At 56.2% G+C, this 16054-nt stretch carries 16 protein-coding genes and 1 tRNA gene; 8 read left to right on the top strand and 9 right to left on the bottom strand.

Features of this window, described 5'->3' with window-relative positions; translation table 11 throughout:
- Positions 1 to 34: 34 nt before the first annotated feature.
- Positions 35 to 190, top strand: coding sequence for a DUF1127 domain-containing protein (locus F6Y09_RS11970; RefSeq protein WP_152207166.1), 156 nt, complete (start codon positions 35 to 37; stop codon positions 188 to 190).
- A gap of 18 nt (positions 191 to 208) precedes the next feature.
- On the opposite strand, the gene F6Y09_RS11965 is transcribed toward F6Y09_RS11970, so the two are convergent.
- From F6Y09_RS11965 to F6Y09_RS11945, 5 genes are all read right to left on the bottom strand, one after another.
- Complete coding sequence (locus tag F6Y09_RS11965) at positions 209 to 1174, bottom strand: tRNA dihydrouridine synthase (RefSeq protein ID WP_152207165.1); 966 nt, start codon at positions 1172 to 1174, stop codon at positions 209 to 211.
- Between the two features lie 77 nt (positions 1175 to 1251).
- Positions 1252 to 1473 carry a DUF2835 domain-containing protein gene (locus tag F6Y09_RS11960; protein WP_152207164.1) on the bottom strand — a complete coding sequence of 74 codons (222 nt, stop codon included), beginning with the start codon at positions 1471 to 1473 and terminating at the stop codon, positions 1252 to 1254.
- A 7-nt stretch (positions 1474 to 1480) separates the two neighbouring features.
- Complete coding sequence (gene htpG, locus F6Y09_RS11955; protein WP_152207163.1) at positions 1481 to 3373, bottom strand: molecular chaperone HtpG; 1893 nt, start codon at positions 3371 to 3373, stop codon at positions 1481 to 1483.
- A gap of 144 nt (positions 3374 to 3517) precedes the next feature.
- Positions 3518 to 3952: a PaaI family thioesterase gene (locus F6Y09_RS11950; protein WP_152207162.1), complete on the bottom strand. Its 435-nt coding sequence runs from the start codon at positions 3950 to 3952 to the stop codon at positions 3518 to 3520.
- Complete coding sequence (locus tag F6Y09_RS11945; RefSeq protein WP_152207161.1) at positions 3949 to 4419, bottom strand: PaaI family thioesterase; 471 nt, start codon at positions 4417 to 4419, stop codon at positions 3949 to 3951. The genes F6Y09_RS11950 and F6Y09_RS11945 overlap by 4 nt, the downstream gene beginning before the upstream one ends.
- Positions 4420 to 4763: 344 nt before the next feature.
- On the opposite strand from F6Y09_RS11945, the gene F6Y09_RS11940 reads away from it, so the two are divergent.
- The 4 genes from F6Y09_RS11940 (at position 4764) to F6Y09_RS11925 (ending at position 8920) form a co-directional block, all read left to right on the top strand.
- Positions 4764 to 6044 (top strand): M48 family metalloprotease, encoded by a 1281-nt coding sequence (locus tag F6Y09_RS11940; RefSeq protein WP_246180510.1) that lies wholly within the window; start codon positions 4764 to 4766, stop codon positions 6042 to 6044.
- A 162-nt stretch (positions 6045 to 6206) separates the two neighbouring features.
- A complete protein-coding gene (locus F6Y09_RS11935) occupies positions 6207 to 6752 on the top strand; it encodes a hypothetical protein (protein ID WP_152207159.1) in 546 nt (181 codons plus the stop codon).
- Positions 6752 to 7939: an iron-containing alcohol dehydrogenase gene (locus F6Y09_RS11930; RefSeq protein ID WP_152207437.1), complete on the top strand. Its 1188-nt coding sequence runs from the start codon at positions 6752 to 6754 to the stop codon at positions 7937 to 7939. The genes F6Y09_RS11935 and F6Y09_RS11930 overlap by 1 nt, the downstream gene beginning before the upstream one ends.
- A 186-nt stretch (positions 7940 to 8125) precedes the next feature.
- Positions 8126 to 8920 (top strand): substrate-binding periplasmic protein, encoded by a 795-nt coding sequence (locus tag F6Y09_RS11925; protein WP_152207158.1) that lies wholly within the window; start codon positions 8126 to 8128, stop codon positions 8918 to 8920.
- Between the two features lie 108 nt (positions 8921 to 9028).
- Here the strand turns inward: F6Y09_RS11925 and F6Y09_RS11920 are convergent, their stop codons facing one another.
- The gene (locus F6Y09_RS11920; protein ID WP_152207157.1) at positions 9029 to 11515 is read right to left on the bottom strand and encodes an ABC transporter permease; all 2487 of its coding nucleotides are present in this window, start codon (positions 11513 to 11515) and stop codon (positions 9029 to 9031) included.
- Entirely contained in the window at positions 11515 to 12213 is a 699-nt protein-coding gene (locus tag F6Y09_RS11915; RefSeq protein ID WP_152207436.1) for an ABC transporter ATP-binding protein, read from the bottom strand. Before F6Y09_RS11915 ends, F6Y09_RS11920 begins: the two co-directional genes overlap by 1 nt.
- Positions 12214 to 12290: 77 nt before the next feature.
- On the opposite strand from F6Y09_RS11915, the gene F6Y09_RS11910 reads away from it, so the two are divergent.
- Positions 12291 to 12926 (top strand): arylesterase, encoded by a 636-nt coding sequence (locus F6Y09_RS11910; RefSeq protein ID WP_246180508.1) that lies wholly within the window; start codon positions 12291 to 12293, stop codon positions 12924 to 12926.
- Here F6Y09_RS11910 and F6Y09_RS11905 read toward each other — a convergent pair.
- Positions 12923 to 13927 carry a YheT family hydrolase gene (locus F6Y09_RS11905; RefSeq protein WP_246180507.1) on the bottom strand — a complete coding sequence of 335 codons (1005 nt, stop codon included), beginning with the start codon at positions 13925 to 13927 and terminating at the stop codon, positions 12923 to 12925. The genes F6Y09_RS11910 and F6Y09_RS11905 overlap by 4 nt on opposite strands.
- 138 nt (positions 13928 to 14065) lie before the next feature.
- On the opposite strand from F6Y09_RS11905, the gene F6Y09_RS11900 reads away from it, so the two are divergent.
- A tRNA-Asn gene (locus tag F6Y09_RS11900) sits at positions 14066 to 14141 on the top strand.
- An 80-nt stretch (positions 14142 to 14221) separates the two neighbouring features.
- Here F6Y09_RS11900 and F6Y09_RS11895 read toward each other — a convergent pair.
- Complete coding sequence (locus tag F6Y09_RS11895) at positions 14222 to 14980, bottom strand: ApeP family dehydratase (protein ID WP_152207155.1); 759 nt, start codon at positions 14978 to 14980, stop codon at positions 14222 to 14224.
- A 128-nt stretch (positions 14981 to 15108) separates the two neighbouring features.
- Between F6Y09_RS11895 and F6Y09_RS11890 the strand changes: the two genes are divergently transcribed.
- A complete protein-coding gene (locus F6Y09_RS11890) occupies positions 15109 to 16029 on the top strand; it encodes a dialkylrecorsinol condensing enzyme (protein WP_152207154.1) in 921 nt (306 codons plus the stop codon).
- The last annotated feature ends 25 nt before the right edge of the window (positions 16030 to 16054 follow it).

Here is a 16054-nt window from a genome sequence, read left to right as displayed (position 1 = left end):
GCTCCTTCTAACTCCTCATTGTAAGAGTCCATACGTGATCAAGATCCTCAAAGCCAAGCAGCAACTCTGGCAAACCCGCATAACCTCCCGCAATCATTTAAGACAGATGGATAAACGTCTGTTAAAAGACATTGGTATAACCCAGGTAGATGCACTCAACGAATTCCGCAAGCCGTTCTGGCGCGCCTGAAACCAGGCGCCAGGAAGCTCACGCCGCTCGCTGTTTCGTAACCGCAGCTTCGAGACAGCCAAACAGCGCAGCGACGTCTCGGATCTTGCGAGCCTGAGGCCATACAGCCTCGGCTTCAACGAACCCCCGTCTCAGATAGTTCAGCCATTGTTTGATACGGCCCGTAACGTACTTGTCTTCCAGGTGGCCCTGTAGTGCCCGGCCGTAATCTTTGACCAGCCCGACCACTTCTGCCCAGCTCATGGGGGCCAGCACCTGCCCGCTCTGACTGGCTCTGATTTGCACGGCCAGATCCGGCCTGGAGATCAGACCACGACCAATCATGACATCATCGCAGCCCGATACCGCGCGACAGCGCCAGTAATCCTCCACACTCCAGACATCCCCATTGGCGATAACCTGCGTATCGACCGATTCCCTCACCAGCGCAACATCTTCCCAATAGGCCGGAGGCTTGTAACCGTCCGCTTTGCTGCGGGCGTGAATAACGATCTCCGCCGCACCCGCAGCCTCCAGCGCCTGCCCACAGGCTATTCCCATGGAACGGTCTTCATAACCCAGGCGCATTTTTGCGGTCACCGGTATGTCGGCGGGGACGGCCTGCCGAACCGCACTGGTAATCCGGTACAGCAGCTCGGGCTCTTTCAACAACACCGCGCCGCCTTTATGTTTGTTCACAGTTTTCGCGGGACAGCCAAAATTGATATCCACCTGAGGCGCGCCCAGTTCCGCTGCGCGGGCGCCATGGAGTGCCATTTGGCCAGCGTCCGAGCCGAGCAGTTGCACCGCCACCGGGACACCTGCCCGGGTCTGGCATCGATTGTGGAGCTCCGGGGCGTATTTATAGAAAATTCGCGGCGGTAACATGCCGTGAGTGACGCGAATAAATTCTGTCACGCAACGATCAATACCCCCGACCTGTGTCAGGCATTCACGAATGGGTGAATCCACTAACCCCTCCATGGGCGCAAGAATAATTCGCATGACCTAATTCCAGACAGAATAATTAATAATTAGCAGGAAGATGCACCGTGAGTCGAAATAAAACCCGGACTTTCAGTTCAGCCAAGTCGCTCAATACGGGCAAATTTGCCGGCATCATCGAACACTATTCGGAAACTGCCACGCACGCCATCGCGGAGATAAAAGCGGGAAAGGATACGGGCCGGGAAGCGGACACTGCGTCCGTCCCGGCTCGTGGTGTGAACATCACGAGCAATGCCCTGGTAAAGCTTTAGCCACTCATCGGAACTGATGGTGATGTCCACAATAATCTGCTGCATGGTTGGATCAGTTACTCAGGTCCAGCAACAGACGGTTCAGCCGGGTAACGTAAGCACCCGGATCTTTCAATTGCTCACCACTGGCCAGCGTGGCCTGGTCAAACAACACCGCGGAGAGCTCCCTGAAACGCTCTTCCTGTTGTTCGCTCTCGAGGCGCTGGACCAACGGATGCTCAACGTTGATCTCGAAAATTGGCTTGCTGTCGGGCATTTTCTGACCGGCCGCTTCCATGATCTTGCGCATCTGCATACCCATGTCGTGGTCGCCGACGACCAGACAGGCAGGCGAGTCGGTCAGACGGTTGGTGACCCGGACTTCCTGGACGTCAGTATCAAGAGCGGTCTTGATCCGTTCCAGCAAACCCTGGTGGGCTTTGGTCGCTTCTTCCTGCTGCTTTTTATCTTCTTCGGTTTCAACATCGCCCAGATCCAGTTCGCCGCGGGCGACATCCTGCAGTGACTTGCCGTCATACTCACTGAGGTAACCCATCATCCACTCGTCAATACGCTCGGAGAGGATCAATACTTCCACGCCTTTCTTGCGGAATACTTCCAGGTGCGGGCTGCTCTTGGCGGCCATGAAGTTGTCGGCGGTGATGTAGTAGATCTTGCTCTGGCCTTCCTTCATCCGGCCGATGTATTCATCCAGCGAGACGTTCTGGGTGCTTTCACCGGTATGGGTCGAGGCAAAGCGCAACAATTTGGCGATCTTCTCGCGGTTGCTGTGGTCTTCTGCCGGGCCTTCTTTCAGTACGCTGCCGAATTCCGTCCAGAACTTCTGATATTGCTCAGGCTCTTTCTTGGCCAGCTTGGCGAGCATATCCAGCACCCGCTTGGTGACGGCGGAACGGATGCTCTCCACGGTGCTGTCGTTCTGCAGAATTTCCCGGGATACGTTCAGGGACAGGTCGTTGGAATCAATAACGCCCTTGGTGAAACGCAGATACAGCGGCAGAAACTGCTCGGCATCGTCCATGATGAAGACCCGCTGAACATACAGTTTCAGGCCCCGGGGCGCTTCCCGGTTATACAGATCAAACGGCGCACGGGCAGGCACATAGAGCAGGCTGGTATAATCCAGTTTGCCTTCGACCTTGTTGTGGGACCAGGTCAGCGGGTCCTCAAAATCGTGACCGATGTGCTTGTAGAATTCCTTGTACTCTTCGTCCTTGATTTCGGTACGAGGCAAGGTCCAGAGGGCCGTGGCTTCGTTGACCGTTTCATCGGTGTCTTTTTTGTCTTCCTCATCGGATTCCGCCTTCATCACGACCGGGAAGGAGATGTGGTCCGAGTACTTTTTGACCAGATTGCGCAAGCGGAAACCGTTGGCGAACTCGCTTTCGCCTTTTTTCAGGTGCAGTACGATCTGGGTACCACGCTGCTCTCGGCTAACCGGCTCGATGGAGAATTCGCCATCACCTTTGGACTCCCAATGCACGCCCTCTTCTGCCGGGGTACCGGCTTTGCGGGTAAACACTTCAACACGATCGGCGACGATAAAGGATGAATAGAAACCGACACCAAACTGGCCAATCAGCTTGCTGTCTTTTTTCTGGTCCCCGGTGAGCTGGCCCAGAAATTCCGCGGTGCCGGAGCGTGCAATGGTGCCGAGATTCTGGATGACTTCCTCACGGTTCATGCCAATACCGTTATCCGTCAGGGTAACGGTATTGGCCTTCTCGTCGTAATCAAGGCGGATTTTCAGTTCCGGGTCGTTCTCGAACAGGCTGTCATCTTTCAGGGCAGCAAAGCGCAGCTTGTCCTCGGCATCCGAAGCGTTGGAGATCAGCTCGCGAAGGAAAATTTCCTTATTGGAATACATGGAGTGGATCATCAGATGAAGCAATTGCTTCACTTCGGTCTGGAAGCCTAGGGTTTCTTTCTGTGATTCGACCGTCATCGGGGAGTCTCTCCTGCTGCTGATTTTGGAACTTTCTATGAAACTTTTTTAGAACGTTGCGGCGTCGACTCGCGATTGGCAGAGCAAACGCCGGATTGTCTGGCTGTTGCAGTAAATGGGGTTCAGAAGCGGGTTTTCAAGTCTTCAGTCGGCCAAAAGGAAATGCGCCCTGGCGGTGGCAATGGGCTGGCTGCGGGATTTCTGCCAGGCGTTGATCATCACGTTGGCCACGCGGTTCCCCTGCCGGGTAAGATGACATTCGGCAAAGGTTTCCCGATCGAGACCGGCGCGCAGGTAGTCGAGGGAAAAATCGATGATCTTCGGCATCCGCAAGGTCTCTTGCGACATCATCAGATAAATCGCTGCAGACAACTCCATGAATCCGCCAATGACCCCACCATGAATTGCCGGCAGTATCGGATTGCCAATATTCTGATTTTTGGGTGGCAGACGGAATATCAGGTCATCACCGAAGCGGTCGCACTGCAGACCGATAAAGCCAGCGTAGGGAATGCTCGCAATCATGCGCGAGAAATCACCGGTTTCACGGGTATATCGAAGGATATCCGGAGTGCTCATTCGGCGTCTCCCGCGATCAGATCACGGAAGGATTTCGGAGTGGCCTCCCGGCCGATACGCATGAAGGTACCAACGCACTGGGCAATCACGTCGCCACTGCCCTGAAAAGCCTCACAGCGGGTAAAAATAATGTTCCGGGTAACCCGATAGGGTTCCGCCCGGGCATACACCGGTTGATTGGGCTCGGCCGGGCGCATGTAGTCCACTCTCAGATCAAGGGTCGGGCACAGCTCGAAGTCGTCAAAAGCGCAGATCATCACCGAACCGGAGGCCGTATCCATCAGGGTGGTAATAGCACCGCCATGAATGACACCGGTGTCAGGGTTGCCAATAATCCTCTCACTGTAGGGCAGGCAAAGCGTCAGGTGACCTTCGGAGGCCTCGGTCACAGTCAGACCCAGCTCCCGGGCCTGGTTAAGGGTATTAATGAAACGGCTTACCCGCTCCAGTCTTGCGTTATTGGCCATTGGTTTTGTCCGGGGTCGGTGTGTTTGTCGCGGCCGCCTTGTCAACTTTGTCCGTCCTGTCGGTTTTGGCCACCGGATCCTCAAAGACTTTACCCGAGCGCAGGGCAAGGTAGTGAAATAGTTAACGCGGAGCTTCTGACGGCGCGGATGATACCTGATCAACCGGGGCTGCTCCATCCAGCAAACGTCACGTAAAGTATCTGACCTGCCGATAACTCTCTGCTGCCATATGGGCGCTATGATAGAGTAATTCGCGGTTGGCGGCAGCAGCTTGATGCTGACCACGGTCTTCTGGCCGCCAGGATTGATGCCATCAAACAATGGATTCGTTTCAGGAGTTTACTGTGAAGCACACCCCGGGTTTTCGCGCCTTGATCTTACTGACCCTTCTGGCTGTTCTGGCTGGCTGTTCGGTTAACCCTGTTACCGGCGAGCGGCAATTGTCGCTGATCCCGGAGAGTGAGGAACGCAGCATTGGGGCTGAACAATACAAACCCACCCAACAGATGCAGGGTGGCAAGTTTTACCTCGACCCGGAGCTCAGCCTTTACGTCAGTGACGTTGGACAGAAGCTGGCGGCAGTCAGCGACCGCCCTGATCTGCCTTACGAGTTTGTCGTTCTCAACAGCAGCGTGCCCAATGCGTGGGCGCTTCCCTCAGGCAAGATTGCGATCAACCGGGGCCTGCTGGCGGAATTTGATGACGAAGCCCAGCTGGCGTCGGTTCTCGGTCACGAGATTGTCCACGCGGCCGCACGTCACAGTGTCCAGCGGATGCAACAAGGGATGCTCTTAAGCGCAGGAATGGCGGGGCTTGGACTGGCGCTTTCAGACAACGAGTTTGCCGGTATGATCATGGGGGGCGCGGCGGTTGGCAGCCAGATCGCCCTGGCGCAATACAGTCAGGGCGATGAGCTGGAATCCGACCACTATGGTATTCGTTATATGAAAGAAGCGGGTTATGACCCGCAGGCCGCCGTCGAGTTACAGGAGATATTCCTGCAATTGTCGGAGGGCCGGAAGACCGGTTTCGTTGAAGGGTTGTTCGCGTCTCACCCGCCGTCACAGAAGCGGGTCGACGAGAATCGTAAGCTTGCACAGAAGCTTGGAACCGGCGGCTACCGTGGCCGGGAAACCTATCAGAAGAAAATCGCTTACCTGAAGCGTATACAGCCTGCCTACGATGCCCAGGATGAGGCAGCCAGCCTGCTTAAAGAGGAAAAGCCCGAGGCGGCTCTGAAGAAAATTAATGAAGCCATCAAGATCGAGCCTGATGAAGCGTCGTTCTATGCTCTGCGAGGGCACATCTTCCGGCTTCAGGATAGTGAAAAGAAAGCCCAGGCCGATTACGACAAGGCAGTCTCCTTGTACCCGGAGATGTTCTCCTATCGCCTCCAGCGTGGCCTGAATGCCCTTGAACTGAACAACCTTACTCAGGCTAAAGAAGACCTGACAGAAGCCAATCAGGTCGTACCCACATCCATTGCATTTCTGCGCTTGGGCGATATCGCAGTCAAGGAAAACCGGCGTGATGAGGCCATCCAGTATTACCGGACGGCTGCCGGTGCCCAAGGCGCCGTAGCAGTAGAAGCCCAGCGCAAACTGGCGGCGTTAACCCGGGGGTAACCCGGCAACTACCTGGTCAGGCGGCTTCCTGGGACGGACGCAGACTGCGCCCCATAGAGAATATTTATCCGCATGACGCACTTCCCGCGGCGGCAATTACATTGACTTTTAGAGCAATAACTCTAAAAATTGAGCCATTGCACTAAAACGCGGGAAATTTCCATGATAAACAGACTTATCACACCAATGGCGCTCCAGGCGCGCGGCCTCTATGTAGAGCTCATGTTTCAGGTGATGGGCCGGGCCCTGCAGGCGGTCAGCGAGGTAGACCGGGATGTCCGATCCGAAGTCAGTGCATTGCCTGAGGGTTTCCTGTTCGAAATGATGGTGATGCCAGATGGTTCCCGGTTCATTGTCGAGCACATCGGCAATGGCCACCTGCACTATCATGGCGACAACGCTTCCCGACCTGTCGACTTGTCAATCCAGTTCAAACACGTCGCCCACGCTTTTCTGGTGCTGTCGTTCCAGGAGAAAACCTCTGTGGCGTTCGCCAATGATCGCATGCTGGTTGATGGCGACATCAGTTACGCCGTTCGCATGACGCGGGTCCTGAACCGGCTGGAAGCTTTCATCCTGCCCCGACTGATTGCCAAACGAGCGGTCAAGGAATATCCGGCCAATCTGAATCTGCCGAAGAAGGTCCTCAGCGCAGCCCGGATTTACCTGAAAGTCGCCAACCATTTTGTAGCCACGGTGAGAGCATGATGAAAAACAGTTACTACGAATTTTTCTGTCCAGTCAAAGTCATCGCTGGCAAAGCAGCACTTGAACACATCCCCTATGAGTTAACCGGCCTGGCGGCCAAGCGACCGATGATTATCACGGATAAGGGTGTGCGGGCGGCCGGTCTGTTGGAGCCGGTGATTTCTGCCTGCGAAGAGAGTGGACTCGATATCATAGCGATCTACGATGACGTGCCACCGGATTCTTCTGTTGGTGTAGTGAAAGATATTGCCGGAATCTATCGCTCTGAGAAGTGTGACTCGATCATTGCTGTTGGCGGTGGCTCTGCCATCGATACGGCTAAAGCAGTCAATATTCTGGTATCCGAAGGTGGAGACGACATAAGTGTTTACGTTGGCGCAGGTGTACTCAAACGTCCGTTGAAGCCCTTTTTTGTGGTGCCAACGACAGCGGGCACAGGCTCGGAAGTCACTGCAGTGGCGGTGATCTCTGACCCTGCCAAGTCGGTCAAGCTGCCATTTACCTCATCTTTCCTGCTGCCAAACGCCGCCATCATTGACCCCCGGATGACACTTACCCTGCCACCGCATATCACGGCAGCAACGGCGATGGATGCCCTGACCCACGCCACTGAAGCGTTCACCTGTATGGCGAAAAACCCGTTAAGCGATGCCTTTGCTACTGCGGCCATAAAGAAAGTCAGTACATCGTTGTTAACGGTGATGGATAACCCGAAAGACGCTGAAGCCAGGCTGGAACTTGCCCAGGCGTCCACCATGGCGGGTATCGCGTTTTCCAACTCCATGGTGGGGCTGGTACATGCGCTTGGGCACGCTACCGGGGCGTTGTGCCACCTGCCCCATGGTCTTTGCATGAGCCTTTATCTTCCCTATGTACTCGAATATAACCTGGAGTCCATACGCGGCCCACTGGGTGAGCTGCTGCTCTACCTGGACGGCCCTGAGGCTTACGCGACAACTCCGGCGGACCGTCGGGCCGAAGCCTCCATATCAGCCATTCGCAGTTTGAGAGACGCACTCTATAAACATTGCAAGCTACCCAGAACCCTCAAAGAAACGGGCAAAGTTACCGAAACTCAACTGGATAGAATTGCATCTATCGCACTGGATGATGGCTCGATCATGTTCAACCCGAGAGAAGTCACGCTGGCAGATGCAAAAGCGGTACTGAAACGTGCATGGGCCTGAAAATAGCAGACAGGTAATACTGGCCGAACTCAATATTTTGCAGTGATTTGACTCTTTGTCACATTTGGTTCGTTGAAAACCCATTAAAAACAAGTAACAATCAGGCCCGATGTTTACCTGCATCAGGCCTTTTTTGGGCATGGGCGCCGGTCTTCCCAAGTAGTCGTTTTTCAGAGGCAGTCGTCTATGTGCCGAACCCATCGCCAGTATCTGTCCGCTATTTATCTGTTTGGCTTGCTTCCTGGTCTGCTGGCAACCCTAGCGTCAGCCGAGCCTGGATTGGAAAGTTACAAACCGGGGGGCCCGGGTGTTTTCCAACTCAACGTCTCTCCTAACGGCTACCCTCCCTACATTATCATTGAGGACGATGATCAGTACTCTGGCATTGTCTGGGAGGTGGTGAAGACCGTCTCCGAGCGGCTTAATTATAAGGTCCAGCCGAAGAAAATCCCTCGCAAGCGAGTGGACAGCATGTTGCTGGACGGCCATATCGATGGCACTCCACGCGCCATTGAATGGACAGACAATCCAGACAAATACGTCTTTACCGACCCGGTGGTCAGAATCAGGGAAGTGTTCTTCACGCGCAAAGGCGAAGAATTCCGGTACCAACAACCCAGCGACCTTGACTCCTTGACGGTGGTAACACACCTGGGCTACCGCTATCCCGAACTGGCAGAGATCTTCGAGTCCGGTAAGGCCAAGCGCTTTGATGTTTCACAGGACAGGGACCTGCTCAGTTTTCTGCTCAATGCGGACCACTTCCATACCGCCATTGCCGATCTTTCGGTCGGGCAATGGATCATACGGGAAAATGGCTGGCAGGATGCATTCAGCTATACCGAGAACGGTATCAGCGATTTCGGCTTCCGCCTGATGCTCAGAAAAGACTGGGCCGGCTTCGCCAAGGATTTTAATGGCGAGCTGGCACAGATTCGGGAATCTGGCGAACTGGACCAGATTCTGGATCGTTATCGCTGATATCGCTCCGCTTCCACATACTCTCATCAGAAGCTTGGCTGGCCCCGGGCCGCTCGTGCCCCGTCTGGCTCAGTAGCTTAACGAATTAGCCAGACGGGGCACTAGGGCCTACTCGAGGCGCCTCAGCAGCAACATGGGAGACACCTCAAGGACAGGCCGGAGCTGCAAGCGACCAAATACCGACAGCAATACTGCACTGATCAACGGAATCGATAATACGACATTCCAGTGCCACCGGAATTCTCCTTCAAACATGCGATACTGAAGTGCCCACACCGCAGCTTCTGCAGCCGCGACACCCAGAACACCGGCAAAGAATCCCAAGAGAGCGAATTCCACCATGGTGCTACGCACCAGCAGAGACTGTCGACCCCCGAGCGTTCTGAGCAACGCACCTTCACGTTGACGGTCCTGCAGAGTAGCACTGACTACTGCCGCCATGACCACCAGAGCGGCCGCAAGTATCAGCACCAAAATGGCTTCAATGGCTTGAGTTACCTGCTGTACGATGCTCCGGATCCGCTCGATAATGTGATCCACTTCCAGCACGGAAATCGTCGGAAATTTGCGAGAGAACTCATTTAGCTCCGATTTCTGTTCTGCTGGCAGGTGAAAACTGGTAATCCAGGTTGCCGGCATCGCGTCAAGCGCCCCTCCGGGCGGGAAAGCCATGTAGAAATTAGGTTTCATGCTGTCCCATTGCACCGTTCTGATACTGGTAATCTCCGCACTCACCTTGTCAGAACCGATGGTAAAGCCGAGCTTGTCGCCCAACTTGAGGCCAAGCTTTTCAGCCAGCTCCGCCTCCACCGACACCCCCGAGCGTTGCCCCTCTTCGAACCACTCACCGTCAACTACACGATTGTCCGCAGGGAGCTGATCCATCCAGGTGAGGTTCAACTCCCGGTTGAGCGCCCCTACCCGTTCGTCCTTGCTCACTGTCTCTTTTACCGGTTGGTCATTGAGTTCGGTCAACCTGCCTCGGACCATGGGGTACAGCGTATCCAATGGCAGGGATCGTGTTTGCAGAAAGTCTTCCACATCATCCACCGCATCCGGGGCGATATTGATCAGAAAGTGATTAGGCGTATCCTCAGGCAACTGGGCCTGCCAGTCATCCAGCAGCGACGACCGGACCAGCACCAGAGTGCAGGCAAGCATCAGCGTCATGGAAAATACGGCGATCTGGGAAAGGCTCGCCCGGCGATGTCGATACAGGGCAACCAGGGCAAGGCGCCAGGCATTACCACCGCCGGAGACGCGGCGCAGGCCAATCACCATCAGCCAGCCAAGCACCATCAATATGCCGAGCAAAGCTGCCAGACCACCCAGGAGTGCGAGCACCAAACTGACTTCCCGGGCATACAGCCATACCAGGCCAAACACCGCGACCACTGCAATCCCGATATCCAACCAGGCCTCTCGACCCGATTCCCCCGGTTGACTCCGCAACACGCGCATAGCGGGCACGTTTCGAAGCCGGCGAATAGGGGGATAGGCAAAAGCGAACAGTGATACCACTGCCGTCATCAGAGCGGGCGTCAGCGCCAGAATATCCAGTCTGAAGTCCACGGGGCGTTCCAGCAAGTCGGCGACCAGACTGTTCAGCATCCATACGATGGGCAGGGCAATGAGCAAGCCACCGACAATTCCGACCAGGCCCCACAACGCCAGACGGCCAATGTACAACTGACCAATACCGTGACTGCTCAGTCCAAGGGTTTTCAACAAAGCCACAGTGTCGCGTTGGTTCATCGCGTACTGACGGCTGGCCACCGCGACAGCAACGGCTGCCAGCAGAACCGCAAGACTTCCTCCCAGCAACAGGAAGCGCTCGGCTTTCAGCAGCGACTGAGACAATGCTTCACCATCGCGGATGCTTTCCCATTCATGGCTGGGCTCTAAGCGCGGCTCCAGCCAGCGGTAAAAGGCATTCAGATCACTTTCTTCGCCCGCATAAAGATAGGAATACTCCACGCGGCTGCCCTGCTGAACCACGTTCGTCGCTGCCACGTCATCCGAGTGCATCATCACCCGCGGGGCCAGAGCGGCCATACTAAAGCCACCGTCGGGCTCGCGAATCAACAGCCCCGAAACGGTCAGGGCCTTATTGCCGATTTCCAGGCTGCCGCCAATTTCCACATCCAGCAGCCGCAACAATCTCGGGTTAATCCACACGTTTCCCCGATCAGGCCCTCGGGCCGAGACTTGCCTGGGGGCATCTTCCCCGAGTTGATATTCGACTTCGCCTTTCAGGGGGTAATCGTCGTTAACCGCCTTCGCTGCAACCAGCTGGAAATTATCATTGCCGAATACCATGGTGCTGAATTCAATCATCTCGGCAGTTTTCAGGCCCCGCCGTTCAGCTTCTTCACGCCACTCAGGGGGCACGGGGATGCCGTTTTCCGCCTCCAGCTTGCGATCAGCCGCCAGGAAGCTACTCGCAGACGAAATCAGCGTGCTTTGTAACTGACTGGCGAACAAAGCGATGGTCGCGACCGTGGCGACCGCCACGATCAGCGCGGCCAGTACAACCCGCACGTCCCGCTCACGCCAGTCACGGCGTACTGAGGACAATTTTTTGGCAGCACCCATCAGGCTATTGACTCTGCTTGCGGGGCGTTCTGTGTTGCAGGCTCCGACAACTCACCCGCTTCAATATGCAATTGCCGTTTGCAGCGCGCGGCCAAGTGTTCATCATGGGTCACCATCACCAACGTGGTGCCCTGCTCCCTATTCAGCGCCATCAACAGGTCGGAGATCGCCTGGCCGGTATGGTTGTCCAGATTACCCGTAGGCTCATCGGCAAACAGCACAATCGGATCTGCGGCAAAGGCCCGCGCAATAGCTACCCGTTGTTGCTCGCCTCCCGATAGCTGACGGGGCGTATGGTGCAGCCTTTCGCCCAAGCCCACCCGAACCAACAAATCCTTGGCTTTTGCTTCAGGGTTTTCATGCCCGCCAAGCTCCAGCGGCAGCATCACGTTTTCAATTGCTGACAAGGCAGGCAACAACTGGAACGACTGAAAAACAAACCCGACCCGCTGCGCACGAAGCCTGGCGCGATCGTCTTCGCTCAGCGAGCTGATTGTCGCACCGTCCAGCTCCACCGACCCCTCTGAAGGCGTATCCAGCCCCGCCAACAGGCCAAGCAACGTGGTTTTACCGGAGCCGGAACGCCCCACGATAGCTACCGACTCTGCACGCTTGATTTCAAGGTTGACCCCCTGCAAGATCGTCAGCGTATCATCAGCCAGATCAACCCGATGACTCAGGTTGGTTGCTTTGAGCATGATCCCGGCAATATCAGATGTCGTGGTCGTTTGATCTTTCACAAGTTCTCCAGCAAACGGTTCGGAAACAGATGTCTATGGATACGGTATTTTCACGTCTGAGATCAATAGTTTTTGTGGTTTGTCTCGTCGCCCTGAGCCAGGCTTACGGTGCCTCCGGCACGGTGCTGGTCATGGGCGACAGCCTGAGTGCCGCCTATGGCGTGGAGACTGACCAGGCGTGGGTTGCGTTGCTCGAAGAGCGGCTGGCCAAGGAAAACCTGTCAGGGTGGACAATCGTTAATGCCAGTGTCAGTGGCGAAACCACCGACGGTGGCTTGCGACGCCTGCCGGATCTGCTCTCACGACACTCACCCGAGATAGTAATCCTTGAGCTTGGGGGCAACGATGGCCTGCGCGGCTTCCCACCGGGCGTCATTGAGCAAAACCTGCAAGCAATGATCCGGCAATCGCAAGAGGCCGGCGCACGAGTGCTACTGTTGGGTATGCAGATACCACCCAACTACGGCGAACGCTACACCAAAGCCTTTGCCAACATATATCCGCAACTGGCTGCATCAGAGTCCACCGCCCTGGTGCCGTTCTTTCTTGACGGTATTTTCGAGGGCGAAAACCTTATGCAGGATGATGGCATTCACCCCACGCAGGAAGCTCAAGCTATTCTGCTCAGGAACGTCTGGCCCAAACTGGAATCGCTTATCAACGGCGGTTAAGCCAGCTGTTCCAGAAAAGCCACCGCCCGCCGCTCGGACCAGTAGTAGCCATCACGGGCATGTTCGACAAAACCAACGTGCCCACCCCACTTCGGGGTCTCCAGTATGACGTTCTTGCCCAGTAGCTGCCTGCTCTCCGGAAAACAGCTCGAGGATAGAAACGGATCATCAGCTGCGTTCACCATGAGGGCGGGCACGCTGATGCTCCTTAACTGACCGAGCGCCGAACAGCGGGCCCAATAATCAGCCGCGCTTTTGAACCCATGGAGCGGCGCCGTGTAACGGTCGTCAAACTGGTGGAAGTTGCGAATCGATTCAAACCCGGAGACATCAATGAGATCCGGAAACAGCCGTGCTTTTTCAGACATTTTCACGTGCAGATCCCGTAAAAAACGCTGCATGTAGATTCTACGGCTGGGGCGGGCCAGCATATCGGCGCTGCCGGCCAGATCGCAGGGCACAGAAAATGTGACCGCACCGCGAATCCTCGGGTCCAGGTCACTGCCCTGCTCTCCGAGATAGAGCAAGCTCAGGTTGCCCCCCATGCTGAAACCCGCCAGTGCCAGGGATTGATAATCCTGTTCTAGCCCGTGACTGATTATGCGACCCAGATCTTCTGTAGCACCGCTGTGATAAAACCGGGGCTGTCGGTTCATTACCCCGCCGCAGGAGCGAAAATTCCACGCCAGCACATCCCAGCCTGTTCTTAGCAAGGCCCTGGCGAGCCCCCGAATATAGGGCCGACGACTATGGCCCTCCAGCCCATGACAGAGCACAGCAAGACGCCGACCGCCCTGGCGATACCAGTCAAGGTGCAGTTCGTCGTCGTCGGCCGTTTTTATGACCTCTGACACTGGCGCTGCCAGCGTCACACGCCGAAACAGCGAAGGCCACACAGACTGCACATGGCCACTGCGGAGCCAACGGGGCGGACAGTAAGCTTGAGCGCGCTCACCAATACCGATCGGAAGTGGATGTGGCTCAGAGGCAAACCGGCTCACTTCTGACACCATCCCAACTGAGAGGCCAAACACCCGGAGGTCGTTATAATCATTGCATTGATCACTCTTTAATCATTTATTTCAGGCTCTTGACCGATGTCACCAAAGCACCTATCATGCGCGTCATTGCACTGCTGTTCCCTGATAGCTCAGTTGGTAGAGCAACGGACTGTTAATCCGTTTGTCGCTGGTTCGAGCCCAGCTCGGGGAGCCATACTCAAGAAAGCCGCCACCTTTTACAAGGTTGGCGGTTTTTTTATGCTTGGGCTGCGGACGCGCCTTCCCGCCCCCCGCCTAACGGCCGGACACCACCGTGAACTCACCTCTACTCACTATACCGCCATCCGACCGCGCGTCGAACTCACATTGCGCCGCGTTGCCCTGCGCACTCACCACCTGCAGCCCAAGCTCAGCCCTGCGGCCTCCACCCGGTTGCCAGTCGGCATTAACCTGCAGCGATCTGACCATCACGATAAACGCACGATCCATGGGATCCGCCGGTGATGTTCCATCCACATCCAGCAGCGTCCGACAGCCATATAACTGGGCGGCATACTCCAGAGCAACCCAGGGTGCCAGATGCCCTGACTCCTCAAGGGGATGTCCGGTGGCGTGACCGATTGAGGTATACACCCTGCCGGTGTCATCGGTTTCAAAGGTATCTATCAACGCCATGTTGCCCGAATGTGGCAGCACCCGGTAGGCGGCGGCCCCGTTCCGCCGTGTCCTGTACCCGGCCGGTCCGGTCCCGGGAGCCGGCAGTGGGGCGGTGCGCTGCCCGAAGGTGCCCCTGGCTATCAAGGTATCCCCTGCCTTGAGGGTGACCCGCCAGGCGTAAGGCGCCCTGGGCTCGCAGCTCATGGTTAGCGGCTCCCCCGGCAGCAGCGGATGCTGGAACCGCAGCTGCCTGACCTCGTCAATCCGGGTACCGGTCACTTCACCAAGACGGCGGACCACTGCCTGGATAATCACCACTGCAGGCACAATGGGATTGCCCGGAAAGTGCCCCGTAAGCGCCGGATGATCGGGAGAAATAAAAAGTTCAATGTCCATACAATTCACTACATTCGGGCCGCTCAGACAGGGAAGTACCTATGGTATGATCCCGCGCTTAATTTATTACCGATTGGTTACAGGTAATTAACGGACGCGATTCTGGCACAGCTCTCTGGACGGGTAAAATGAATAAGGTGTTGGTAGTCCACTATTCCCAGACCGGGCAGTTGGACAGCATTACGAAGCAGTTCACCCAGCCACTGGTGTCAGCGCCGGACATTGAGGTGACCTTTGAAAATCTCTGCCCGGAACAGCCGTTCCCGTTTCCATGGCCGTTCCTGACGTTTCTCGATACGTTTCCTGAGTGCGTCTATCGTGACCCACCAGCGCTGAAGGAACCCATCGTTTCCGCAGATGACGATTTTGATCTGGTGGTGCTGGCTTACCAAGTATGGTTCCTGTCGCCGTCGATGCCTATGACAGCTTTCCTGCAACATCCCCGGGCTGCCAGCCTGTTGAAGGACAAGCCGGTGGTTACCCTGATTGGCTGTCGCAACATGTGGCTGATGGCCCAGGAGGACATGAAGCAGATGCTCGATGGCCTGGGGGCTCGACTGGCCGGCAACGTGGCCCTGGTGGATGAGGCCGGCAGCTTCCTGAGTTTTTTCGCCACCCCCCTGTGGATGCTGACCGGGCGTCAGGGCCCGTTCCTGGGTGGCCGGATACCCCGGGCCGGGGTATCGCAGCGTGACATAACCGGTTGCGACCGTTTCGGTATCCGCATCCGCGAACGCTTGCAGGCCGGCAACGCCCTGGATGAGACCCTGCTTCGAGGCCTGCATGCCGTTACTGTTGACGACCGTCTGATCAGCAGCGAGCGTACCGGGAAGCGGGCCTTCCGCCTATGGGGACGGTTGCTGAGGGCCGTGGGGCCCGCCGGTTCCTGGCAGCGCCGGCCTGTGCTGGCGTTTTATTCCGTTTTCCTGATCGCCATGATCCTGACGGTGGTACCCCTGGGTGTGCTGGTGCGTAAAATCACTGCCCCCCTCACCCGTAAACGTATTGCCCACCTGCGGGCGCGGTTCGCCGCACCTTCCGGTGAATAACATTGCCAGCATTGCTGCGACTTCC

The organism is Marinobacter changyiensis, assembly GCF_009193265.1.
In the GTDB taxonomy this organism is placed as follows: Bacteria; Pseudomonadota; Gammaproteobacteria; order Pseudomonadales; family Oleiphilaceae; genus Marinobacter; species Marinobacter changyiensis.
Note: the sequence above shows the minus strand (reverse complement) of the source record. Positions and strands in the feature narration are given on the sequence as shown.

Excerpts from the sequence above, each read along its gene's own strand:
- F6Y09_RS11935 (WP_152207159.1), top strand. The coding sequence starts at position 6,207 with ATGATAAACAGACTTATCACACCAATGGCGCTCCAGGCGCGCGGCCTC.
- F6Y09_RS11890 (WP_152207154.1), top strand. The coding sequence starts at position 15,109 with ATGAATAAGGTGTTGGTAGTCCACTATTCCCAGACCGGGCAGTTGGAC.
- F6Y09_RS11930 (WP_152207437.1), top strand. The coding sequence starts at position 6,752 with ATGAAAAACAGTTACTACGAATTTTTCTGTCCAGTCAAAGTCATCGCT.
- F6Y09_RS11920 (WP_152207157.1), bottom strand. The coding sequence starts at position 11,515 with ATGGGTGCTGCCAAAAAATTGTCCTCAGTACGCCGTGACTGGCGTGAG.
- F6Y09_RS11965 (WP_152207165.1), bottom strand. The coding sequence starts at position 1,174 with ATGCGAATTATTCTTGCGCCCATGGAGGGGTTAGTGGATTCACCCATT.
- F6Y09_RS11945 (WP_152207161.1), bottom strand. The coding sequence starts at position 4,419 with ATGGCCAATAACGCAAGACTGGAGCGGGTAAGCCGTTTCATTAATACC.
- F6Y09_RS11910 (WP_246180508.1), top strand. The coding sequence starts at position 12,291 with ATGGATACGGTATTTTCACGTCTGAGATCAATAGTTTTTGTGGTTTGT.
- F6Y09_RS11950 (WP_152207162.1), bottom strand. The coding sequence starts at position 3,952 with ATGAGCACTCCGGATATCCTTCGATATACCCGTGAAACCGGTGATTTC.
- F6Y09_RS11915 (WP_152207436.1), bottom strand. The coding sequence starts at position 12,213 with ATGCTCAAAGCAACCAACCTGAGTCATCGGGTTGATCTGGCTGATGAT.
- htpG (WP_152207163.1), bottom strand. The coding sequence starts at position 3,373 with ATGACGGTCGAATCACAGAAAGAAACCCTAGGCTTCCAGACCGAAGTG.
- F6Y09_RS11960 (WP_152207164.1), bottom strand. The coding sequence starts at position 1,473 with ATGCAGCAGATTATTGTGGACATCACCATCAGTTCCGATGAGTGGCTA.
- F6Y09_RS11925 (WP_152207158.1), top strand. The coding sequence starts at position 8,126 with ATGTGCCGAACCCATCGCCAGTATCTGTCCGCTATTTATCTGTTTGGC.
- F6Y09_RS11895 (WP_152207155.1), bottom strand. The coding sequence starts at position 14,980 with ATGGACATTGAACTTTTTATTTCTCCCGATCATCCGGCGCTTACGGGG.